This is a genomic window from Kitasatospora sp. NPDC059803, from assembly GCF_042732255.1.
GTDB lineage: Bacteria > Actinomycetota > Actinomycetes > Streptomycetales > Streptomycetaceae > Kitasatospora.
Genome location: NZ_JBHWIJ010000064.1, coordinates 1 through 23487 on the forward strand (window position 1 = coordinate 1; position 23487 = coordinate 23487).

General features: G+C 71.9%; 15 protein-coding genes. 5 read left to right on the plus strand and 10 right to left on the minus strand.

The window, feature by feature from the left end; all coding sequences use genetic code 11:
- Window positions 1-112: 112 nt before the first annotated feature.
- Both ACFV6I_RS13540 and ACFV6I_RS13545 read right to left on the minus strand, forming a co-directional pair.
- Window positions 113-1456, minus strand: a complete 1344-nt coding sequence (locus ACFV6I_RS13540; RefSeq protein WP_380338677.1) for a M64 family metallopeptidase — start codon at window positions 1454-1456, stop codon at window positions 113-115.
- Between the two features lie 333 nt (window positions 1457-1789).
- Window positions 1790-2980 (minus strand): FAD-dependent monooxygenase, encoded by a 1191-nt coding sequence (locus ACFV6I_RS13545; protein ID WP_380338674.1) that lies wholly within the window; start codon window positions 2978-2980, stop codon window positions 1790-1792.
- Window positions 2981-3154: 174 nt separating this feature from the next.
- Between ACFV6I_RS13545 and ACFV6I_RS13550 the strand changes: the two genes are divergently transcribed.
- Window positions 3155-3880: a TetR family transcriptional regulator gene (locus ACFV6I_RS13550; RefSeq protein ID WP_380338671.1), complete on the plus strand. Its 726-nt coding sequence runs from the start codon at window positions 3155-3157 to the stop codon at window positions 3878-3880.
- Between the two features lie 121 nt (window positions 3881-4001).
- Here ACFV6I_RS13550 and ACFV6I_RS13555 read toward each other — a convergent pair whose 3' ends face one another.
- Complete coding sequence (locus tag ACFV6I_RS13555; RefSeq protein ID WP_380338669.1) at window positions 4002-5321, minus strand: cation:proton antiporter; 1320 nt, start codon at window positions 5319-5321, stop codon at window positions 4002-4004.
- Window positions 5322-5715: 394 nt separating this feature from the next.
- On the opposite strand from ACFV6I_RS13555, the gene ACFV6I_RS13560 reads away from it, so the two are divergent.
- Both ACFV6I_RS13560 and ACFV6I_RS13565 read left to right on the plus strand, forming a co-directional pair.
- Entirely contained in the window at window positions 5716-5925 is a 210-nt protein-coding gene (locus ACFV6I_RS13560) for a DUF397 domain-containing protein (protein WP_244293269.1), read from the plus strand.
- Window positions 5922-6113, plus strand: a complete 192-nt coding sequence (locus ACFV6I_RS13565; RefSeq protein WP_380425155.1) for a DUF397 domain-containing protein — start codon at window positions 5922-5924, stop codon at window positions 6111-6113. Before ACFV6I_RS13560 ends, ACFV6I_RS13565 begins: the two co-directional genes overlap by 4 nt.
- A gap of 18 nt (window positions 6114-6131) precedes the next feature.
- Here ACFV6I_RS13565 and ACFV6I_RS13570 read toward each other — a convergent pair whose 3' ends face one another.
- From ACFV6I_RS13570 to ACFV6I_RS13595, 6 genes are all read right to left on the minus strand, one after another.
- Window positions 6132-6356 carry a holin gene (locus ACFV6I_RS13570; protein ID WP_063346317.1) on the minus strand — a complete coding sequence of 75 codons (225 nt, stop codon included), beginning with the start codon at window positions 6354-6356 and terminating at the stop codon, window positions 6132-6134.
- Window positions 6357-6528: 172 nt separating this feature from the next.
- Window positions 6529-7224 (minus strand): formyltransferase family protein, encoded by a 696-nt coding sequence (locus tag ACFV6I_RS13575; protein WP_063346318.1) that lies wholly within the window; start codon window positions 7222-7224, stop codon window positions 6529-6531.
- A 5-nt stretch (window positions 7225-7229) separates the two neighbouring features.
- Window positions 7230-8468 carry a cytochrome P450 gene (locus ACFV6I_RS13580; protein WP_063346319.1) on the minus strand — a complete coding sequence of 413 codons (1239 nt, stop codon included), beginning with the start codon at window positions 8466-8468 and terminating at the stop codon, window positions 7230-7232.
- Window positions 8465-10249, minus strand: coding sequence for a beta-ketoacyl synthase N-terminal-like domain-containing protein (locus ACFV6I_RS13585; protein ID WP_380338661.1), 1785 nt, complete (start codon window positions 10247-10249; stop codon window positions 8465-8467). The genes ACFV6I_RS13580 and ACFV6I_RS13585 overlap by 4 nt, the downstream gene beginning before the upstream one ends.
- Window positions 10250-10308: 59 nt before the next feature.
- Complete coding sequence (locus tag ACFV6I_RS13590) at window positions 10309-12135, minus strand: amino acid adenylation domain-containing protein (RefSeq protein ID WP_380425158.1); 1827 nt, start codon at window positions 12133-12135, stop codon at window positions 10309-10311.
- The gene (locus ACFV6I_RS13595) at window positions 12132-18146 is read right to left on the minus strand and encodes an acyltransferase domain-containing protein (RefSeq protein WP_380425160.1); all 6015 of its coding nucleotides are present in this window, start codon (window positions 18144-18146) and stop codon (window positions 12132-12134) included. Before ACFV6I_RS13595 ends, ACFV6I_RS13590 begins: the two co-directional genes overlap by 4 nt.
- Window positions 18147-18933: 787 nt before the next feature.
- Between ACFV6I_RS13595 and ACFV6I_RS13600 the strand changes: the two genes are divergently transcribed.
- Both ACFV6I_RS13600 and ACFV6I_RS13605 read left to right on the plus strand, forming a co-directional pair.
- Window positions 18934-20361, plus strand: a complete 1428-nt coding sequence (locus ACFV6I_RS13600; protein WP_380425163.1) for an MFS transporter — start codon at window positions 18934-18936, stop codon at window positions 20359-20361.
- 1445 nt (window positions 20362-21806) lie between these two features.
- Window positions 21807-22448, plus strand: a complete 642-nt coding sequence (locus ACFV6I_RS13605) for a LuxR C-terminal-related transcriptional regulator (protein ID WP_063346323.1) — start codon at window positions 21807-21809, stop codon at window positions 22446-22448.
- On the opposite strand, the gene ACFV6I_RS13610 is transcribed toward ACFV6I_RS13605, so the two are convergent.
- Window positions 22440-23252, minus strand: coding sequence for a BTAD domain-containing putative transcriptional regulator (locus ACFV6I_RS13610; RefSeq protein ID WP_380425166.1), 813 nt, complete (start codon window positions 23250-23252; stop codon window positions 22440-22442). The two genes, ACFV6I_RS13605 and ACFV6I_RS13610, sit on opposite strands and share 9 nt — an antisense overlap.
- Window positions 23253-23487: the final 235 nt, after the last annotated feature.

Below are 23487 nucleotides of genomic sequence, written 5' to 3' on the forward strand. Positions count from 1 at the left end.
GCGGCGCCCGCCCCCCCGCCCCGCCCCCCCGGGCGCCGCCCCGGGGGCGCGGGCCCGGCGGGGGGGCGGGGCCCCGCCCCCCCCCGCCCCCGCGCGCCCCCACGCCCCGTGGTCAGCGGGTGACGCTCCAGACCAGGCTGCGGGTGAGCGCCGGGGTCAGGGCCGGGTCGATGACGGACGAGGTGGGGTCGTTCGCGACGGCCTTGAGCTCGTGGGCGGCGGGCTTGGGGCCGGTGGGGCCGAGGTCGGAGACGGCGATCGTCTTGCGGTCGCGCAGGGCCGTCACCTCCTTGCCGTCGAGGTACCACCGCAGCTTGGTGCCGGAGACCGGGAGGTCGACGGTGAGGCGGTCGGTCGCGGTCAGCCGGGTGGTGACGGGCGTGGCGCTGGAGAGGGTGGAGGCGTGCCGGTAGAAGCCGGCGATCATCGCCTCGCGGCCGGGCAGGTTGAACTCGCGGCCGAGGGAGCGCATCACCGAGTTGTCGGTCGGCCGGTTCAGGCCGGACGGGTAGTTGCTGCCGCCCTGGTAGGCGCCGACGGTGCCGCCGTCGGGCGAGGTCTTGCCCAGCCAGCGGTACCACTTGGTCTTGTCCTGGCGCATCCGGTCGGCGCTCAGGGTGGTGATGTTGGGCTGCGTGGGCTCCGCGCCCTTGTAGGGCCCCGCCCCATCGGCCCAGTACTCGTCCGCGAGCTTGCCCAGCGAGTGGCCGGTCTCGTGCACCGCTATCTGGCCGGACGCGGCGTTTCCGCCCGCCACGGTGGCGATGCCCTCGTACCCGAGCGGCGACTGGGTGCTGCCGTAGCCGGCGCCGCCGTACTTGGCGGTGTTGGCGACGACGATCACGAGGTCGGCCTGCGGGGCCTTGGCGGCGTAGGCGTCGACGGCCTTGACGTCCACGCACAGCAGCCGCTCGATGGAGTTGCACCAGAAGTGCGAGCCGAGGGCGGTCTTGCGGACGGTGTTCTGCTTCGGGTCCCCGGAGACGCCCGACTGTTCGGAGACGGCGCCCACGGCCCACACGTTGAACAGCTTGCGGTAGGTGGCGTAGGGCTCGACGGCGCTGATGTCCTTCCACTTCGCCGCGGCGTCCTTGCGGAACTTGTCCTGCTCCGAGGCCGTGTAGCCGTCGCCGATCATGACCACGTCCAGCTTGCTGTCCGTGCTCCCGTTGTTGACGACCTTCGTGACGGCGCCGTCCCCGGCGGCAGCGCCGGCAGCGGCCACGCTCATGGACTGCTCGGCGACGAAGGGGGACGCCGCAGGGACCTTGGTCCGGCTGATGGCGCCGTCCTCGGCGAAGACCTCGACGTCCTGGTCGCCCGGGAAGGCGTCCGGGGAGTCGACGATGGCGGCCGGGTCGGACGGGGCGGCGACCGCCGGGCCGACGCCGACGGCGAAGGCCGCCAGCGTCGTGACGCCGGCCAGGAGGACCGAGGTGAACCTGCTGTTGCGCAAAGGAGTTTCTCCGAAATCGACGGGCAGCGAGGGCCGGTGGCGAGACTCCCGGCAGGGGACGTGCGTGCAATACCGCACCGTCCCGTGCCGCGACACCGCCACCCGCCGCCACCACCGCCGCACAAGGCCGGAGCTGACGGGGCGACACCGTCCGCTCGCCACCTCACCGGTGGATACGTCCGGCTGCCCACGAACGGTTCACACCGGCTGCCGACACGGTAGTGATGGCGCCCTTGATGCGGTCGACGACGGCCAGGCGGCCGGCGAGGTCCGCTCGTACGATGCCTCCTGCGTGCAGTCGGCCGAGGAAGGGAAGCTCCGGCCTGGTCATGATTAATCCCCGCGCGCGGCACGGGACTTGAGGACACTCCCAACCCGGGCTGCCGCCAGCGCGACCGGCGACAGCCGGGTGGCCAGGTTCCGGGCCAGGATGCCGCCGCGGCCGGCCGGGACGAGCAGCGCGAAGGCCGCTCGTACGGACTGCCGGGCCTGGTCCACCAACCCCCGGTGCGCGGCCTCGTAACGGGCCAAGGCCGCGCGGTGGTCGGCGGGATCGGCGGCCAGGGCGTCGGCCAGGGCGTAGGCGCCCGCCAGGGCCAGGCTGGAGCCGCCGCCGAAGAGCGACACGCAGGACGCGGCGTCGCCGAGCAGCGTGACCCGGCCCCGCGACCACTGCGGCAGCCGGACCTGGCTCACCGCGTCGAAGTACAGCTCCTCACTCTCGCGCACCTGCGCCAGCACCTCGGGCGCGCGCCAGCCCATCCGGGCGAACGCGGCGGTCAGCAGTCGCCGGTGCTGATCGGTGTCGCGGTGGTCGAAGTCCGGCACGGCGGCGGACCGGACCATGAACGCGGCCAGCGGCCTGCCGCATCCGGGATGCACGCAGAGGGCGCGGCCCGGCGTGTTGTGGATCGCCACTTCCCGCAGGTCGCCCGCCATCCCGGCCAACGGCATGGTGGCCACGTACATCCCCAGGTGGCGGACGAACCCGGACTCCGGGCCGAAGGCCAGCCGGCGGACGGCGGAGTGCAGGCCGTCGGCGCCGACCACCAGGGCGAAGCGGCGGGGGCGGCCGGACTCGAAGGTGACGTCGACACCCGCCTCGTCCTGGCTCAGGCTCGCGATCGAGTCGCCGAACACGAACTCGGCGTCGTCCCGGCCGGCTTCGTGGACGATCGCGGCGAGATCGCCGCGCGGCAGCTCGACCGTGTCGGCCCGGTCCGCACCCGACAGGCCGCGCAGGTCGATCCTGCCCACCCGGCGGCCCGCGGCGTTGTAGAAGCCCACACCGGTGACCTGGGTGGCGGCCGCCCGGAGGCGGTCCCTGATCCCCATCCGCTCGGCGACCTCCATCGCGCGACCGGCGACATCGACCGGGCTGCCGCTGGAGCGCGCGGCCGCGGCCCGCTCGACCACGGTCGGCTGGAAGCCGTGGCGGGCCAGCCAGTAGGCGAGCGTCGGTCCGGCGATGCCGGCCCCGGAGATCAGCACGGTGCGATCGGCCGTCTTGGTCGAGGCGTTCATGGACGCTCCTTCTGTCATCGCCCGATCGTCGTCGCCTGATCGCGGCCAGGCCGACTCGCGGCAGCCGTCGCCGGTCAGCGGTCACGTCGGCACCCCCGGACTGACCATCGGTCAGTAATTCGACGCTACGCCCTGACCGCCGGTCAGGCAAGGGGCAGCGACTAGGCTCCCCACATGACTGCTGCCGAGAACCCCGACACCCGGGCACGGATCCTCGCGGTGGCCCTGAAGGAGTTCGCCGCGCACGGCTACCACGCCACCTCGGTACGCGGGATCGCCGAGCGGGTGGACGTGACCAAGGCCGCGGTGCTGTACCACTTCCCCAGCAAGGCGGACATCCTCGGCGCGCTGATCGAACCGATGCTGGACGACCTGGACGCCGCGCTGGCGCCCACCGGGCCGCCGGATCCGACCGCAGCCCGCTGGGCGGCGATCGAGGGGCTGCTCGACGTCTGGCTGCGCCACCGCGACCTGCTGCGGATGAGCCTGTACGACGCGGCGCCGGGCCTCTCGGGTCCGGGCTTCACGCGGTTCCGCGACGGAATGCTGCGCGCGAACGTCCTGGTGGCGGGGCCCCACCCGGACTTCGTCGCCCGGGTGCGCGCCGCCCAGACGATCGCCATGCTCTCCGACCCGGTGATCCTGCTCGCCGACGCCCCGCCCGAGGACCTGCGCGCCTGCATCCTGGCCGGAGTTCACCGGCTGCTGGACGGCCCCGAACCCCCCGCCGCGGCCGGCCCCGGGCGCGGCGGCGCTGAACGGCGCGGCCGGCCGAGCGCGATGAGCCCGGCGATGGTCGACACCGCCCGGCGCCTGCACGCGGCCGGCCGCACCGCCGAGCAGATCGCGGCAGAGCTCGGAGTCTCCCGGGCGACGGTCTACCGCCACCTGCCGACGTAGCCGGAGACACGAGGGCGGCCGCCGGGCAGCGGCTAATAATGAGACTTCATTGAGACAGTGGCGGCCATCTCGGCGGTGGTGCCGGTGGGACAGGCGCAGGAAATCTCCACCCCGCCAGTGCTCACGTTCCCCTGGCCTCCTCGATGTCCGATCTCGCGGGGGTGTCCTGCTGTTGACGGGGCAGAGCCGCGACGCCGACCGGGGCAGCAGCGCCAGGAGCCCGGATGAGGCGCCGAACGAGCGGGTTGACGGGCAGGGTCGCGGCGAAGGCGGTGACGAGGAGAACAGTGAACAGCCGGTCGCCGATGACGCCCAGGTCACGGCCCAGGGTCAGGATGAGGACCTCACTGAGGCCCTTGGTGTTGAGCAGGACCGCCACCGTCGTGGCCTCGCCGCGCGGCACGCCGATCAGCCGGGCACCCAGCCTGGCGCCGGCGAACTTGCCGCCCCAGGTGACGGCCAGGAACACCACCACCGCGACCAGGCTCCCGAAACCCAGCCCGCCGATGTCCACGGACAGCCCGGTGAGCGCGAAGAAGACCGGCACCAGCAGCGCCCCCGCGTGGCGCAGCGGCACCTCGACGGCGTGCCGCAGCTCCTCGGCGGCGTCGCGCGGCATGGCCAGCCCGAAGGCGAAGGCGCCGATCACGGCGTGCATGCCGAGCCACGAGGTGGTCCACGCGGACAGCAGGATCCCGCTGCCGAGGGTCAGCAGGACGAGCAGGGGATGCCCGTCGACGCGGGCCGGCCGGCGCAGCAGGCGCCGCAGCAGCGGGCGGACCACGAAGGCCATCGCCGCCGCGTAGCAGGCGAGTTCGGCGAACGCGAGGAGGACGTGGTCCGAGCCGCCGCTCCGGGCCGCGGAGGCGACGCAGGCGACGCCGCACCACGCGGTGATCTCGGTGAGCGCCCCGCAGGCCGTGGCCATGGCCCCGGTGCGGGTCGTCTGCAGCTGGTTCTCCCCCACGATGCGCGCGAGCACCGACAGCGCGCTGGCGGACAGCGCGATGCCCAGGAACACGGCCAGCAACACGGGGGACGTCTCCGCACCGATGAGGTACGGCCACCTGGCCGTGAGGACCGCCGCCAGGGCGACCGCGAGGGCGAAGGGCACGGCGACGGAGGCCGCGGTGACCGCCACCACGGTGCGGACCCGCCCGTTCAGCTGCTTCAGGTCGAGTTCCCACCCGGCGGCGAACATGAAGAGCGCGATGCCCAGTTGGGCGATCACCGACAGATGCTCGCGGACCTGGGGCGGGAAGAGGACGTGCGGGAGGTCGCCCGGCAGCAGCCCGAGGACGCTCGGCCCCAGGATCACCCCCACCGCGATCTCGCCGACCACCACCGGTTGGCGCAGACGGGTACGCAGCGGCGACAGGACGAGTCCGATCAGCAGGATGGTCGCGATGTCGGCCAGCGCGGTCGAGGAGGAGCCTTCCATGGTCGTGCGCCTTCCTGGGAACGGGGGCGTGCGCGGCCCGGTGACGCGACCCCTGCATTATCGGGAAGGACCCGTTCGTCGACGTAGCGTTCCCCGCGTGTCGCGGTCGCGTGGCTCCTCCCCCGCGCCCCGACCCGGACCTTCACGCCCGTACGAGGCGGACCGGCGGACAGGGGCGCACGAACGGCGCGCGACGTGACGCTGCGCAAGCAAAAGATCGCGTTCCGATACTGATGATCGGAACGCGGAGGTACCGTGACGCCCAGATACACGTGTTGAGCACGTGGTGTACAGCAGGGGGGCAGTGATGGCACGACGGAAGATCAAGTGGGGACCGACCGCGAGCTCCGCGATCGGGTGCGGCAAATCACCGAGGCGCTGGAAGGGTTCGGAGATGATGCAGAACGAGCTCGACGCGGCCAGCTGGCGCAAGAGCAGCTACAGCGGCACGAACGGCGGCGACTGCATCGAGGTGGCCCCCGGGTTCCCCGGCCTCGTGCCCGTGCGTGACTCCAAGGACCCCGACGGCCCGACCCTCGCCTTCCCCGCAGCCGCATGGCAAGCCTTTGTCGCGGCCGTTCACAAGGGCGAGTTCCCCGCATGAAGCTGCTCTGGCACAAGAGCAGCTACAGCGGGGGCAACGGCGGCAACTGCGTCGAGGTCGCCCACGGCCACCCCGACCTCGTCTCAGTGCGTGACTCCAAGGACGCCAGCGGTCCGGTCCTTTCCTTCCCGGACCCGGCATGGGGCGCCTTCGTCGCGGCCGTCCAGAACGGGGAGTTCCCGGTTTAGCGCGCCCGGCCGGGCCTGTTACTCGTGGGGGCGGGCCAGTAGGGCTGCCGAGTTCGGGTCGCCGACGAAGGTCGCGGCCACTCCCTTGACCACGGCCAGCGCGGCCGGCAGTGCCGCCACGGCCGCCGCCTTGAACGCGCCGATCGACGTCAGGTCGAATCCGTCGGCCAGCAGCAGGCCGAGGAATGCCACGGCGTAGGTGGCGACGGTGCGTTCGGCCAGATCGATGATGAACTTCCGCATGGTCGGGACTCCTTCGCGGTGAAGGTGCAGAGGTACACGGGGGGCGCTCGGAATTGCCGTCCCTGGTGTACACGTTCACGCTGTCGAGTTCCGACGACGGGCTCGGCGACCAGTCCGGTGCCCCGCACACGCGTGGTGTGCGGGGCACCGTCGTCGGCAGGCCGCCTGGCTGTCACCCGTCGTGCAGGGCCCACTTGCTGCTGTCGACCTGCACCGTTCCGGGCAGCGCGATGAGTTCGGGTTTGAACAGCGGTGGCGCGCCCATCGCGGGCTCCCAGGTGGCCAGCTTCTCGTCCTGGGGGACTTCGATCCGCCGGTCCGCGGTGAGGTCGGCGACCACCTTGAGGAGCAGTCGCACGCCGAGCGGTGCCAGGTGGTCGCGCCACAGGCTCTGCGCGGTCGAGCCCGGGGGCACGAACAGGTGCTCCTGGGCGGCGAGCGGGCCCGCGTCGGTGCGTTCGGTGAGGTGGTAGACGCTTCCGCCGGTCACCTTGTCGCCGTCGCGGATCGTCCACCGGATGGCGTCCCGGCCGCGGTGCAGCGGCAGCAGGCTGGGGTGGTAGCCGATGGTGGCGACGGCGGCCCGGGCGCGGGTCTGGCGGCCGAGGAAGGCGTGCGAGTGGGCGGCGACGATGATGTCGACCCCGTCCGGGATGTGTCGCGCGCGCAGTTCGGCCGAGTCCGTCCACGGGACGTCCTTGTGGTACGCCCAGGAGCGCAGGCGGTCCCAGCACATCGCGTCGCCCTCGTCGGACTTCCCCTTGCGCAGCCGGGGGGCGGCCGCGCCGACGATCTTGTGCCCGTCGTCCAGCAGGGCTTCCGCGACTGCGACCGCGAATCCCCCTTGTCCTGACATGTAGATGTTCATCCGGGTCAGTCGACCTCTTTCAGTCCGCGGTGGTCGGGTTCGAACCGCACCGGCATCGTGGAGAACCCGGTCAGGAAGTTGGACCGGATCCGCAGCGCCTCCTCGGTCTGCTCGAATCCGGTGGTGAAGTCCCGCAGGGCCGTGAGCAGTTCGGCGATCTCCACCTTGGCCAGGTACGAGCCGACGCAGAAGTGCGGGCCGTAGCCGAAGGCCAGGTGCTTGTTGGGGGTGCGGCCGAGGTCGAACGCCCCGGGCCGGGCGAAGACCCGTTCGTCGCGGTTGCCGGAGGCGTGCCAGAGCGTGACGATGTCGCCCGGCCGCAGCCGGACGCCGTGCAGTTCGGTCTCCCGTACGGCGCTGCGCCCGAAGTGCATCGTGGGCGAGGCCCAGCGCAGCACCTCGTCCACGGCGGTCTCGACCGCGACCTCGCCGTGTTTGAACCGCCGCCACTGTTCGGGTTGGGCGGCGAGGGTGTGGACGCAGTCGATCATCGTCAGCCGGCTGGTCTCGTCGCCGCCGATGATCAGGCTGTAGCAGTTGAGCACGACGTCCTCGTCGGACAACGGCACGCCGTCGATGGAGCTGCCGATCAGCATGCTGATCACGTCGTCGCCCGGGGACTCGCGCCGTTCCTCGACGACGTCCATGAAGTACATCAGGATCTCGTTGCGGGCCATCTCGGAGTCGACCTCGTCGACGTCCTCGTCCTCGGCCGACAGCGCGGTCTTGGTCAGGCTGAGCAGGTAGTCCCGGTCCTGCTCGGGCACGCCGAGCAGGTTCGAGATCGTGGTCATCGGGATCCGGCTGGCGATCTCCTCGGCGAACTCGCAGCCGCCGGACTCGACGGCCTCGCGGATCCACTGCCGGGTGTTGACGCGGACGGTCTGCGCGACCTCGTCGAGCACCCTCGGCGAGAGCACCCGTTGGAGGATCTTGCGCAGTTCGTGGTGCCGGGGCCCGTCGGTGACGGCCAGCATCCGGCCGGCCCCGGCGTCGCCGCCCTCCAGGAGCGTGACGAGGACGTTGCCGCGCTCGGAGGTGAAGTTCGCGTTGTCCCGGTAGGTGGCCATGATGTCGTCGTGGCGGGAGAGCACCCAGAATCCCCGGCGGCCGTCGACGGGCGGGTTCCAGTGCATCGGGGCGGTGTCCCGCAGGGTGCGCCAGAACCCGTCGAGGTCGTGGTCCGCGAAGGTGGCCGGGTCGCCCAGGTCCACGGTGTCCGGTGGCGGCGTGCTCATGGTCACCAGTCCGTGCGCCAGAACCGGCGCGGCTGGAACGGGTAGGTGGGCAGCGGCACCCGGTGGCTGGCCTGCCCCCGGTGCAGGGCGTCGAAGTCCACCTGCTGGCCGGTCACCCAGGCGGCGGCCAGTTCGGCCAGCGCCCGCTCGTCCTGGCCGGCGGGCACGATCCCGTTGTCGGTGCGGGAGAAGGAGCCCGGGTCGGTCTGCGGGGCGGCGGCGGTCGTGGTGGCGGGGCCGCGGGCGGCGTCGTCGGACAGCGCCGCGATCAGCTCCGCGCGGCTGCGGACCACGGCCGCCCACCGGCGGGCCATCACCTTGCGGCCGAGGTTGAGGCTGAAGCAGACGTCGTCCAGGCGCAGGTCGGGGTCGGCCTCCAGCCGCTCCTTGAGCCGCGTACGCTGCCGGGCCAGCGTGTCGTCGTCGAGGGCGGACAGGGTGGCCAGCCGCGGCCGGCCCTCGTCCTCGGGGGCGCGCCCGGCGGCCGTCGGCGCCTCCTCCAGCAGCAGGTGCGCGTTGTAGCCGCCGCCACCGATCGAGGTGATGCCCGCGCGGCGGATGCCGGCCTGCGGCTCCCAGGGCGCCCCTTCGATCTGCGGCACGAAGGGGGTGCTGGGGAAGTCGAGGTCCTGGTTGACCTCGGTGAGGTTGATCGTCGCCGGGAGCGTCTTGTGGTGCAGGGCCAGCGCGGCCTTGATCGCGCCGAAGCCGCCCGAGACCACGCCGCCGTGGCCGACGTTGCCCTTGACCCCGCCGATCGAGGTGGTCGCGGTCTGCTTCCCGAACGCCATGGTCGCCGCGTGCACTTCGAGCTCGTCGGTCATCGGCAGGCCGAGACCGTTGGCCTCGTACATGGACACGGTGTCCGGGGTGACGCCGCCGACCTCCATGGCGTTGGCGATGCAGGCGCTCAGCCGCTCGGGCTGGGCCAGGCCGTACGCCATCGCGCTGACGCCGTTGTTGTTGACGGCCGAGCCCTTGACGACGGCGTAGATGTGGTCGCGGTCGGCGACGGCGTGGCCCAGCGGCTTCAGCAGCACGGTGACGACGCCGCTGGACAGCGCGGTGCCGGTGCCGTTGGCGTCGAACGGGCGGCAGTGGCCGTCCTTCGACAGGATGCGGTTCTCCTCCCACAGGTGGCCGCGCGGGTGCGGCAGGCGGACCATCGCGCCGCCGGCGATCGCCAGGTCGGTCTGGCCGAGCAGCAGCGACTGACAGGCCAGGTGGACCGCGTAGTGGAAGCCGGCGCAGACGGCGGCGACGGTGACGGCCTCGCCGATGAGCCCCATGTAGTACAGGGCGTTGGAGGTCATGGTGTCCGGCGACCACGCCAGGCTGGCCTCGATCGCCTCGGGGCCGACCGACACCCGGTCCGGCGGGGAGCTGTAGAGCGCGGCGGTCTGCGGGTTGTTGGCGCCGTACATGCCGATCTCGGCCCGGAGCCGGTCCGGGTCGTAGCCGCCGTCCTCCAGCGTCTCCCAGGCGCTCTCCAGGAACAGCCGGTTCTCCGGGGTCATCGCGGCCGCCATCCGGTCGCTGATGCCGAACACCGACGGGTCGAACTTGTCGTACGTGTCGAGCACGCCGCAGGCCCGTACGTAGAACGGGCTGTGGATCAGGGTCTCGTCGACGTGGATGTCGTCCTTGGCCAGGAACGACACGGACTCCCGGCCGTGGACGAGGTTGTCCCAGAACTGCTCCTTGGTGCGGGCTCCGGGCGCCCGCAGGGACATGCCGATGACGGCCACGTCGCCCGGGTCGTAGTCCTGCTCGGGGTTGTCGGTCATGGGGAGGCTCCTGCTTCGTTTCGGGTGAGGGTGGCTCAGCAGACTCAGCGGCTCGCGGCTCAGCGGCCGGTGGCGCCGCCGCGGCCGCGCAGCGCGGCCCGGCGGGTGTTGGCGCGCGCGCGGGCGGACTGGACCGCCTCGGGGGTGGCGCCGCTCTCGTCGTCGAGCCAGCGGGCGAGGGAGGAGATGTCGCGGAAGCTGAAGAGGTCGGGCACCCGGACGCGGCGGTCGAAGCGCCGGGTCATCAGCCGGGCGAGGCGGATGAGCAGCAGGGAGTCCCCGCCGAGGTCGTAGAAGGCGGACTGCACGTCGATGCTCGACGGTTCGAGGTCGAGCAGCTGGCCCCAGATCTCCGACAGGGCGACCTCGGTCGGCGTGCCGGCGGCCGTCAGGGGCCCGCCGGTGTCGGCGGCCGGCGGCTCGGGCAGCGCGTTGCGGTCGAGCTTGCCGCCCGGCCCCAGCGGCAGGGCGGCGAGGACCACGAGCGTCGCGGGCACCATGTAGTCGGGCAGTTCGACGGCGAGCCTGCCGGTGACGGCGCTCTGGAGCGCGGCGTCCAGCCGGGGGCCGCCCTGCGGCGCGTCGTCGCCGGCGGGCACGACGTAGCCGACGAGCCGGTTGCCCCGGACGACGGCGGCGGCCTCCCGGACTTCGGGGCAGCCGGTGAGCCGGGCCTCGACCTCCTCCAGCTCGATGCGGTAGCCGCGCAGTTTGACCTGGTGGTCGGTGCGGCCGAGGAAGCGGAGTTCGCCGTCGTCGGTGAACTTGACGACGTCCCCGGTGCGGTACATGCGTTCGCCGTTGCGGAACGGGTCCGGCACGAAGCGTTCGGCCGTGGTGCGCGGCCGGTTGACGTAGCCGTGCGCGAGGCCGGCGCCGCCGAGGTAGAGCTCGCCGGGCTCACCGGCCGGGAGCGGCTTCAGCTGCTCGTCGAGCACGTAGACCCGGTCGCTGGTCGTCGGCGGGCCGATCGTCGGTTCGTCGGTCCCGTCCTCGGGCACCGGCCCGAACGAGCAGAAGACCGTCCCTTCGGTGGGGCCGTAGGCGTTGAACACCCGGTCGGCGCTGGTCTCCCGGTAGGTGCGGTCCACCAGCTTGCGGCGCAGGGCCTCGCCGCCGAACACGACGGTGCGCACGTTCGGGGGCAGGGCTCCGGCGTCGAGCAGGCTGTTCATGACCGAGGGGACGACGTTCAGGTGGGTGATCCTGTCGGCGTACCGGCTCTCCGGCAGGTGCACGGCGCTCTCGACGAGCACGACGGCGCCGCCGCGGCACAGCGCGTTGAAGATCTCCATCACGGACAGGTCGAAGCAGACCGAGCTCGCCGCCGAGACTCCGCTCAGGTCGCAGCCGTCGAGCACCCGGTCCATCTCGGCGAGCATCGCCACGCAGCCGCTGTGCCGGATGGCCACGCCCTTGGGCCTGCCGGTGGAGCCCGAGGTGTAGATGACGTACGCGGTGTCGCCGGGCACGACCGCGGCGGGCTTCGCGCCGGGCTCGGTCGTCACGCTCTCCCCCAGCACGACCACGGTCGGTCCGGGCGGGCAACTGGCCCGGGACGCGGGCGTGGTGAGCAGCAGGCGGGTCCCGCTGTCCTGGACCATGAAGGTCAACCGGTCGGCGGGGTAGTTCGGGTCCAGCGGCAGGTAGCAGGATCCGGCGCGCAGGGCCGCCAGGATGCCGACGAGCAGGTCGGGGGTGCGCTCGACGCAGATGCCGACCGGGACGCCGGGGCCCGCGCCGTCGGCGACCAGCCGTTCGGCCAACGCCCGGGAGCGCTCGTTCAGTTCGCCGTAGGTCAGGACGCCGGCGTCGGAGTAGACGGCGGTCGCGTCGGGGTTCTTGAGTGCCTGCTCGACGAACGCGGAGTGCAGGGTCTCGGTCACTGGTCCGTCTCCTCGGGGAGGCCGGTCGGCGCCAAGTCGCCGAGGGCCCGGTCGGGTTGGGCGATCGCGTCGAAGAGCACGGTGCGGTACAGCGCGAGCAGTGCCGTCACGGTCTGCCTTTCCAGGTAGCTCGGTTTGAACTGGACGTGGCCGGCCACCTCGCCGTCGATGTCGGCCATCGAGATTTCGAGGTCGAACTTGGCGAGGTGCCTGCGCACCTGAAGCGGTTCGAGCGGCAGCGCGCCGTCGGGCGTGATGGTGTCGCCGATGCCGTGGAAGAGCTTGACGGACCGGGGGAACGCGTCCGAGGACAGCCAGTTGACGACCACGTCGAACCACGGGGAGCGGCCCTCGGCCCTCGGCGGCCGCAGTTGGGAGGCCAGCAGGTCGAGGGGGTAGTTCATGTGCTCCAGGAGGCCGAGCGAGAAGGCGTGGACCTCGCGCAGCAGTTCGCGGAAGCTGCGGTCACCGGCGGGGTTCGCCCGCACCAGCACGGTGTTGAGGTAGTAGCCGATGGCGGATTCCCAGCCGGGTTCGGCGCGTTGGGCGATGGCGGTGGCCAGCACGGCGTCCTCGGTGCCGACCGCGCGGTTGAGCGTGGCGAAGAACCCGGCCAGTACGACGGTGCTGATCGACACGCCTTCGCGCACCGCGAACTCCCGCAGCAGGCTGGTCTGTTCGGCGCTCCAGCGGAAGGCGAGGTCGCGGCCCTCGTAGGTGACGCCCGGCGGCCGCTCCTTGGTGGACAGGTCGAGGTGGGCGGGCGGGTCGGCCAGCTTCTGCGACCACCAGTCCAGGGCCGCGCCGGCCGCCGGGCCGGCCAGCCACTGCCGCTCCCACGCGACGAACTCCGTGTACGGGGCGACCGGCGCGCTGTCGGCGGGGTCGGCGCCCTCGTAGTACTCCTGGAGTTCGCGGATCATGACGTCGGCCGACGCCGCGTCCGACGCGATGTGGTGGACGAGCACCAGCAGGTAGTGGTCCGCCGGTCCGCGCGTCATGAGGACGATCCGCACCAGCGGCCCGTTGTCCAGGTCGAGCGGCTCGTGTCCGTAGCGGGCCAGTTCCTCGCGGGCCTGTTCGTCGTCCAGGTCGGTGCCGTCCGCCACGACGAACTCGTACACCGGTTCGTCCAGGGTGACCTGGTACGGGCTGCCGCCCGCCTCCACGAAGAGGGTGCGCAGGGCGGGGTGGCGCTCCATCACGGCCTGGACGGCGCGCTCCAGGGCCTTCTCGTCGACGGCGGTCCGGATCCGGGCGGTCACCATGAAGTTGTAGGGCACGGCGTCCGGCGCGACCATCTGCATGAACCACAGCGAGGCCTGGCCGTGCGAGGCCGGTGCCAGGGCGAGGCCGAGGCCGTCGGCGCGCAGCTGGTCCAGGGCCGGGGCGTCGGTGGCCTCCAGCAGTCCGCGCGCGTCCAGTTCGTCGACCAGTTCCTCGGCGTCCAGTTCGGACAGCTCGTCGAGGTACGTCCGGTCCGGCTCGGCCTCGGGGGTCGGGGCGGGGGCGGGCGCGGCTGCTGGTACGGGCGCGGCCGTCGCGGGCGCGGCCGGTCCGGCGGTGAGCTCGACGAAGTGGCCGACGACCTCGGAGATGGGCCGGCCGTCCAGGAACACCACCGGCGACACCCGGTGCCCGAACAGCGACTGCAGCCTGTTGACGAGGCGGATCGCCAGCATCGAGTCGAGGCCGAAGTCGAGCATGCTGGCGTTCACGTCGAACCTGCTCACCGGCACGCCCAGCGCGTCGGCGAGCTCGGCGAGGACGACCTCCGCCACCGGCCGGATCGCCGCCGGCTGCTCCTCCTCCACCACACGGGCCACGGGCGCGGCCACGGTTTCGACGGCCGGGGCCGGGACCGACGACTGGGCGGGGCGGGGCTCGGTGTCGATCCAGTAGCGGTCCTTCTGCCACTGGACGAGCGGCGTCTCCACGACCTCGACGTCGTCGCCGAACAGCGGGTCGAAGGTCAGCGGCAGGCCCCTGACGTACAACGACGCGGCGGCGCCCAGCAGGCAGCGGACGTCGCTCTCGTCGCGCCGCAGGGAGTTGATCGCGTGCACCTGGGCGCCACGGGTCAGCGCGATCTCCTCGACCGCGCCGCGCAGCGTCTCGTGCGGGCCGATCTCGATGAAGGTGCCGACGCCCTGGTCGACCAGCGCGCCGATCGTCTCGGCGAACCGGACCTGGTTGCGCAGGTTGTGCACCCAGTAGTCGACGTCGGCGACCGGGTTCACCGTGTCGGCCAGTGCCGTGGAGTGGAAGTCGATGCCGGGTGTCAGCGGGGTGATGCCGTCGATGCCCGCGCGCAGCGGCTGGAGCAGCGGGTCCATGCCGGGGCTGTGCACTGGCCGTTCGACCCGGATCCGCCGGGTCGAGATGCCGTCCCGCTTGAGGTCGGCCTCCAGGGCGTCGACGGCTTCGGGCGAGCCCGAGACCGCCGCGCTGGTGGGGCTGTTGACCACGGCGACGGCCGCGTGCGCGGCGTAGGGGGCGAGCCGCGGCAGCAGCTCCGCCTCCGGCAGGTCGACCGAGATCATGGCGCCCGCGGCGGCCTTGCGTTCCAGCAGGTGCGACCGGGCGACCACCACGCGGGCGGCGTCCTCCAGCGACAGCGCGCCGGCCACGCAGGCGGCCGCGACCTCGCCCAGGCTGTGCCCGACGACGGCGGTCGGCTGGATGCCGAGTCCGAGCCAGACCTTCGCCAGCGAGACCTGGAGGGCGAACAGCACGGGCTGCTGGAAGTCCATCTCCTCGTACCTGGCCTCGTCGGCCGGGGCGGCGAGCTGGTCGAGCACCGAGCAGCCGCCGGCCGCGCGCACGGCGGCGTCGCAGGCGGTCATCCAGGTGCGGAAGCCGGCGTGCGAGCGCAGGAGTTCGCGGCCCATGCCGACCCACTGGGTGCCGCCGCCGGAGAACACCAGCGCGACCCGCCGGTCGACGTTGCCGGAGACCGTGCCCGTGACGACGTCGGGGTGCGGCTGGCCGGCGGCGACCCGGGCGAGGCCGTCCAGGACGTCCTGCCGGTTGCGGGCGAACAGGGCGATCCGGTGGTTGTAATGGGTGCGTCTGGCGGCGAGCGTGTAGGCGAGGTCGGAGACCCGCAGGCCCGCGTCGCGTTCGACGTGGTTGGACAGCTCGCGGCAGGTGTCGGTCAGCGCGCCGGCCGTCCGGGCGGTGACGGGGACGAGGTGCACCTGCTCGTCGGCGGCGGCGTCGCTGCGGCCCGGTGTGACGTGCCGCCCGCGGTCGCCCGCGAGGAACGGGTGGGCCGCGACGGGGAGGCCGGCGGTGTACAGGGCGCCGAGCGAGCCGAGCAGGGTCGAGGCCTCGTCGGCGCCGCGGCGCAGCGAGGGCAGGGTGGTCGCCGTCAGGATCTCCGACACCGACTTGAGCAGGACGGGGTGCGGGCTGATCTCGATCACCGCGTCGACGTCGTGGTCGCGCAGGTTCGTCAGGGCGTCGACCACCCGGATCTCCCGGCGCAGGTTGTCCGCCCAGTAGTCCGGCCCGAGCTCGGCGCCGTCGACGCGTTCACCGGTGACCGTCGAGATCATCGGGATGCGGGTGGTCCGGGGCCTGATGCCGTCGAGTTCGACCTTCAGCGGGGCGAGGACGTGGTCGACCAGCGGGGAGTGCGGGGCGTGGCCCATCCGGACCCGGTGGTTGGTGACGCCCGCCGCGGTCAGCCGCTGGACGAGGTCGTCGATCTCCTGCGGTGTGCCGGTGACCAGGGTGGAGCTCAGGCCGTTGTGGCCGGAGACGGTGAGCCGGCCGGTCAGGTACGGCCTGACCTCGTCGGCAGCGGTCATCACCACGATGCCCTCGCCGCGCCCCACCGCGAGCTGCTGGAGGAGCCGGCCGTGGTGGGCGGCCAGGCGGGAGGCGTCGTCGAAGTCGAGCGCGCCGGCGATGTGGGAGGCGGCGAACTCGCCGACACTCTGCCCCACGACGACGTCCGGCTCCACCCCCAGCGAGCGCCAGGCCTCGGCCAGCGCGACCTGGAGGGAGAACAGCAGCGGCTGGAAGACGTCCATGTCGTCGATGCGGCCGTCCGGAGACATCAGCTGCTCGACGAGCGAGAAGCCCAGCAGCTCCCGCATCCGCCGGTCGGACTTCATCATGGACCGGCGGAACACGGGCATTCCGGCGAGCAGTTGCCGGCCCATGCCCACCCACTGCGAGCCGTTGCCCGAGAACAGGAAGGCCACCCGCGGCCTGCGTCCGGTCCGCTCCCCGACGCTCAACCCGGCGGCCTTCGCCCCGCTGCCGAAGGCGTCCAGCTGGGAGCGGAGTTCGGGCATGTCGCGGGCGGTGGCCGCGAGCCGGAACGGGCCGTCGCCGGGCGTCCGGCGGCAGAGCGCGCGCAGGTCGCTCTCGTCGCGCAGCGCCCGGGCCCGCTCGGCCAGCGCCTCCCGGGAGTCCGCGGCCAGCAGGAGCAGCGAGCTCTCGGGGCGCGGCAGTTCCTCGACGGCGACGTGGCAGATCGCGCCGCCGAACCCGAACGAGCTGACGCCGCCCCGGCGGGCGTCGGAGCGTCGCGGCCACGGCGTCAGCCGGTCCTGGACGGTGAGGTTGTACTCGTCGAACATGATCTGCGGGTTCGGCGCGCTGTAGTGCAGGCTCGGCGGCAGCACGCCGTTGCGCATCGACATCGCGAGCTTGACGAGGCCGACGATGCCGGCGGCCGCCTCCAGGTGCCCGACGTTGGACTTGACGGACCCGAGCCGCAGCGGCTCCGTACGGCCGCCGCCGAGGACCGCGCCGATGGCGTTGGCCTCGATCGGGTCGCCGAGGGGTGTCGCGGAGCCGTGGCACTCGATGTAGTCCACGAGGTGCGGTGCGATGCCCGCCCGCTGGTACGCGGTGCGGAGCATCTTCTCCTGCGCCTGGGGGTTCGGCGCCGTCATGCCGTTGCTCAGGCCGTCGTTGTTGGAGGAGCTGCCCTTGATCAGGCAGTACACCGGCAGGTCGCGCTCCAGCGCCACGCTCAGCGGGGCGAGCACGACGACGCCGGCGCCCTCGCCGCGGACGTAGCCGTTGGCGCGGGCGTCGAAGGACTTGCAGCGGCCGTCCGGGGCGAGCGCGCCCATCGCGTCCATGGCGGTGTAGTAGTCGGAGACGAAGCTCAGGTTCACGCCGCCGGCCAGCACCAGGTCGCTCTCGCCCAGCCAGATCGACTGGCACCCCACGTGCACCGAGACCAGCGATCCGGCGCAGGCGGCGTCGATGGCCATGCTCGGGCCCTGGAGGCCGAGGACGTAGGAGACCCGGTTGGCGATGATGCCGTCGTGCATGCCCGTCGCGGTGTGCGGGGTGATCTGGCTGTCGGGGCCGCGGTAGTGCGCCAGGGCGGCGTAGTCACCCCAGCAGGAGGCCATGAACACGCCGGTGTCGCTGTCGACCAGGCTGTGGGGCGCGATGCCCGCGTCCTCCAGCGCCTCCCAGGACAGCTCCAGGATCAGGCGCTGCTGCGGGTCCATCTGGACGGCTTCGCGGGGCGAGATGCCGAAGAACAGCGGATCGAACCGGTCGATGCCGTCGATGAAGCCGCCCCAGCGCACCCTGTCGTTCAGCAGCTCGCGTCGCGCGGCCGGTACCGGCCCGACGGCGTCGCCGCCCTCGACCAGCAGTTGCCAGAACGACGACGGGTCCGGCCCGCCGGGGAACCGGCAGCCGATGCCCACGATCGCGACGGGCTCGTGCGAGGGCAGGCGGCGGCGCTCGGTACTCGGGGCGGGCTCCGCGGCGCGCGGACCGTCGACGAGCGCACGCGCCAGCCCGTCGACGGTCGGGTACTGCCACATCCAGGTGGCCGGGACCTGCCAGCCGAGGAACTCGGACAGCGAGGCCGCGAGGGTCACCGATCTCAGCGAGTCCAGTCCGTACCGGTGCAGCGGCGCCGAGCGGTCCACCGTGCTCGCGGACACGTCCAGCAGCTCGACAACACGGGAAAGCAGGAAATCCGTTACGGCGGAAATGTCTCGCGCTGCGCGCTCTCGGGGCACGGCGACTCCCTCAACAGGGCGGATGGAATGGACGGGTGGAGCTTCACGGCCGACTGGTCAGGGGGGGGCGGTCCGCACCCGGGCAGCCGGATACGGGGGGCGGCTCATGACGCGGAGGGTCCCCTTCGCCGCATCAAGTTCCTGGGTGGGGCCGATAGTTGGCGTGATGACGAGATCGGCGTTTCCGATCTCCACGTTCACGGCGGGCGAGAACTCCCATTCGTGTACCGCTGTTTCAGCCGGCGGCGCGGCTCGTTCTCACCGCGGGAGAAATCACGGGCGTCTCTGGGTCACATCGGTCCGCGAGTGCATCGACGACAGGATCGCGTACGCGGAATCTTCACCTGCACGGCTACTGTCGATGGGCTCCAAGGTCCATTTGGTCAAGCGCAACGAGTATGCTGGTTGAGGCAAAATGGATCGTCAGTGCTAATCCGACCGGCGGACAGCAGAGTGCCAGTTTGTTAATGGTGAGACAAGCGCCATTCGAGGGCCGGTTGAGGCACTGGCGAGATTTGATCTCCAAGTGTCCGGTTCGAGTGGGAGCCGTCGGCGGTCCGAAATGGCACCTCGACTCGGCGGCGCCCCCGCATCACCGCGCCCCGGCCGGGATAGGCGCACGACCCCGCGAAAGGCGCGCCCCACCGGCACGCGACGGGGGTAGACAGCGGCTGAGCGACCCATGCAAGCTGACCCCCATGGCAGTTGAGAACCTTGATGCGGCGTCAGCCCGTGCCGACCGTTCCTTAGCCGGGCTCACCGGCCGCGACGTCGACGGCAGGCCCGCATGACGGACGCCACCGGCACCACCGGCACCACCGGTACCACCGGTACCACCGGTACCACCGGTACCACCGGTACCACCGGTACCACCGACACCGCGGTCAAGCCGGCGCTCCGGCCGGGGCTGGCACTCGGCGTACTGGCCGGGGCGCTCGCCCTGGACGTGAGCGGCCTCGGAGTCCTCAACGCCGCCCTGCCATCGGTCGGAGCGCGCTTCGACCTGGACGAGACCACGCTCCAGTGGGTCATGACCGCCTACGCCGTCACGTTCGCCGGCTTCCTGCTGGTGGGCGGCCGACTGGCCGACGTCCTGGGCCGACGACGGGTGTTCGAGGTCGGGGTCGCCCTGTTCACCGTGTCCGCACTGGTCGGGGCGCTGGCCCCGGACACCGCGGTGCTGCTGGGTGCGCGCGCCGTCCAGGGCATCGGCGCCGCCCTGTCGGGCCCGGCCGCGCTGGCCCTGCTCACCGAGACGTTTCCGGCCGGTCCGGCCCGCAACCGGGCCTTCAGCGTGTACGCGGCGGTCGGCGCCGCGAGCTTCAGCGGCGGGGTGATGCTGGGCGGCGTACTGACCCAGTTCCTCGGCTGGCGTTCGGTGCTGTGGTTCTCGGTGCTGCTGGGGCTCGCCGTGCTGGCCGCGACCCGCGCCGGACTGCCCGGCGGCGCCGGGCACAGCGGCCGGCTGGACCTGCCCGGCGCGATCACGGGCACGCTCGGCCTCACCCTGCTCATCGTCGGCGTGAGCAGTGACGGGGCGACGGCGTGGATCGTCCTCGGCGCCGCGGTCGCCTCCCTGGTGCTGTTCGTCGTGCGCGAGCACCGCACCGCCGACCCGGTGCTTCCGCTCGGCCTCTTCCGGATCAGGTCGGTCCGGGCCGCGAGCCTGGCGGCGTTCCTCCAGTACATGGGATCGGTCGGGCTGCTGTTCTTCGCGCCGCTGTACCTCCAGGGAATGCTGGACTACTCCCCGTTCGAGTCCGGTCTCGCGCTGGTGCCGATGTCCCTGGCCGTGTTCCTCACCGCCAACTTCGCCACCGGACGCCTGCTGGCCCGGTTCACCCCGCGCACGCTGATGGCGGTCGGCCTCGTCCTGATCGGCGGGGGTGCCGCGCTGTGGCTGGGCACACCGCACGACGGCGGCTACGTGCAGTACGTGCTGCCCGGCCTGGTGCTCAGCGGCATCGGCCAGGGGCTGAACTTCCCCTCGATGACGTCCGCCGGGCTCACCGGAGTCCCGGCGCGGCAGCACGCCGTCGCCGGGGCGGTGAACGTCGTGGCGCAGCAGATCGGCGCGAGTGCGGGCGTCGCGGTGATGGTCCTGGTCGCCGCGACCAGCACGGACCAGCTCACCGGCTACCACCTCGCCTACCTCACCGCCGCCGGCGCGTGCGTCCTGGGCGCGGCGGTCATCGCCGTACGACGGCAGGCCTGAGGGGCCCGGCCGACCGGCGACCGGCCCGCGCCCGGCCGGGCGCTGCCGTGTCGGCCCAGTGCGCGGTCGAGGTTGAAGGCGGCGCGCCGTCCGCGGCGAAGAACCGCGTGATCAGCACGTTCGTACCGACCAGCGCGGCCGTACGAAGCTCGCCGATCAGGCCGCGCTCGGAGATCGGCGCATAACAGCTGCCGCCTGCCTGCTCGAACCCCATCGTGGCCGGAGGCGATGAGGGCGCGGAGCGCGCCGGACATCCCGCGCTGGGCCGCCCCCGGCGGCGACGGCAGCTGGCTGTGCGGACCGGGCAAGGCGATCGAGGCGTCGGCGACCCTCCCGGCCTCCTGGACTGGAGGGGACGGCAGGCCCGGCCCTCGCCCCCTGCACGCCCACACCCACACCCACACCCGTATCCCTGAGCCGCGTCCGAGCCGGGCACCGGCGCCGCCACCGAGGAGTGGGAAGCCTTCCTGCTGATCTGCTGATCTGCATCACTCCCTCGACTGTCGTCACGTCACCCGACGGCATCAGGCCGCCCGCGACCATCACCGGTGCGCGACCAGAGCAGCAGGGCCGATCGCACCGGGGCCGCCGAACCGAGAGCGGCCGAGGAGGCGGACGGCAGGCCCGAGAAGCACGGGGCGGCCTGCCGGAGCGGGCGGTTGCCCACGCCAACATCCCGGCTCACCTCGCTAGTTCAGTCGACGATGAGCCGGGGAGCGGCGGTCCCGCGCGGACGGGCCGCCAGGTTGCCGCGAGCCGCAACGGAGATTGTGATCATTCACAGTCCCTTCCCCCTCTTCACACCCACCAATCACACGAGATGCGCACGGCCGGGCCGGCATCGCGCTTCGTTCACGGAGAGCGAGATCATCCCGTGATCTCACCGTTTCCGACGCGGCGAAAAAGCGCCCTTGGGCTGCCTGCGAGGGTCGGTTAGGTTCTCCTTACATCAGGTCACGGCAACAGTCCCGGTGCCGCCGCAGCTTCGGACTCCAGCACCCCGTTGCCTGTGCGGCAAGCGGGGTTGTGACCTGGACCATAAAGCCCGCGAAAACCAGCCGTTGATCGACGATCGGAAGAAGATGAATGGTTGGCGTTCCCAGTTGACGGCTGACCCCGGACCTGCACTGTGGCCGCTGCCGTGACGGTCGGCGCCGCCGCCCACCAGGGCGGCGGTCGCCCGAAGGTGCAGGTGACGCCGGTGCGCGCAAGCCTCCGTCGGCATCGAGGCCGGACCTCACACCGACGGTCGAGGCCTCGCGGACCACCGGGCCGGGACGGCCGAATGGCACCAGCGGGCTCGGCACCGCGCAGCCCCCGATATCACTCCCCCCACACGCCCGTTGCCGTCGAATCCCGTCGGGCGCGCCGCTCTCCGCGGCGGGCCGAAAACGGCTGCCACGGCCGGGAATTCGCGCCTTCTACCAACGAGGTCTATCGTGACAATGATAAAGAATCGCACGTCGGTCCTCGTCCTCGAAGGAAATTCGCTGCTGCGCCAAGGACTGCACGCCTTCCTCTCCGCCGAGCCCGACCTGGTCGTACGCGCGACGGTGGGCACCGTGGACGAGGCGCTGGAGGTGCTGTCCGAACACCACGTCGACGTGGTGCTGTTCGGGGTGGGCGACTCGCACGCGGCCACCGAACAGGCCCTGGGCCGGCTGCTCCCCCGCGGCGCCCGCTGCCGGGTGGTCGTGCTGAGCAAGCGCGAGCGGCCGGGCGAGGTGGAGATGTACCTCGGCTTCGGAGTGAGTGCCTACCTGCGCGAGGACGTCACCAGCGACTGCCTGGTGTCCGTGGTCCGGGGGCTGGCCGTCAACCGGGAGCGGGTGTACATCATGGCCTCCCGCTCCGGCATCGACTGGATGACCGGGCCACGCGGATCCCAACTCTCCTCACGGGAACGGGAGATCATGGGACTTGTGGCGAACGGCCTGAGCAACTCCGCCATCGCCGGCCACCTCAGCATCGCCCCCGGCACCGTCAAACGCCACCTCAGGAACGTCTTCGTGAAACTCAACGCGGTCTCCCGGATCGATGCCGTCAACAAGGCCAGGGCTGCCTCCCTGCTGGTGCCACTAGGCTGAGCCGGCCGGCTGCTGGCCGAGTTCCATCACCTGCCCGGCACTCGGCCGACGCGGCTCCCGCAGCCGCGAGATTCCACTGAGCAGATCGTCGTGCAGCTCCCGCAACGGCTGCGACGGGTAGATGCCCAGGTCCTCGTCGAGCTTGCGGTAGAGCGACCGGTAGACGTGCAGGGCCTCACTGCGTCTGCCGGCACAGTCGAGCGCGAGCATGAGCTGCTCGTGAAACCACTCGTTGAGCGGGTGGTGGAGCGTCAACGCCCGTAGCTCCGGTATGAGTTCCCGGTGCCGGCCGATCTGCTGATCGGCCAGGATGCGGTTCTCCAGCGCGCGCAGGCGCATCTCCTCCAGGACGGCCACGTGGCCGGCGAGCGCCCTGCCGACGGGGATGTCCGCCAGCGCGCCGCCACGCCACAGGCTCAGCGCCTGGCCCAACCGGTCCGACGCCGCCTCGGGGTGGCCGTCGGCCAGCAGGCGGGCGCCCTCGTTGTAGAGCCGCTCGAAGTCCTGGGAGTCGAGCTCCTCCTCGCCCAGGAGCAACAGGTAGCCCGGCGCCTTGGTGAGGATGAAGTCGCGGCCCTCCACCCGACCGAGTTTGCGGAGTTGGTAGATGTAGGTCTGCGCGGTGGTCACCACCGTGCGCGGAGGATTGTCGCCCCATATTTCCTCGATCATGACGCCGAGGTCGACGATCCGATTGGCGTGCATCACCAGGATGGCCAGCGTCCACCGGACCTTCAGCGCGCTGGGTGTGCACGTGGTTCCCGCATCGAGGACTTCCATCGGGCCGAGAACATTGAACCTCATGACGCCTCCGATTTCGCCGAGATAATCACTCGACTCCTGTATATCCACGCTTCGATCAACGACTCAAGGGGACTGCGCGCAAGGTGGCACTACTGCTATTCCCAGGCGCTCGGCACGGTTGTTCCAAAAGGAATACTCCCCCGCCGATCGACGGGGGTCGATCGGCGGTCGGATCGTCAAGTGCTGTTAGACTGCGACAGGTTGGACTACTGTCACGACACGAGGAGAATGACGT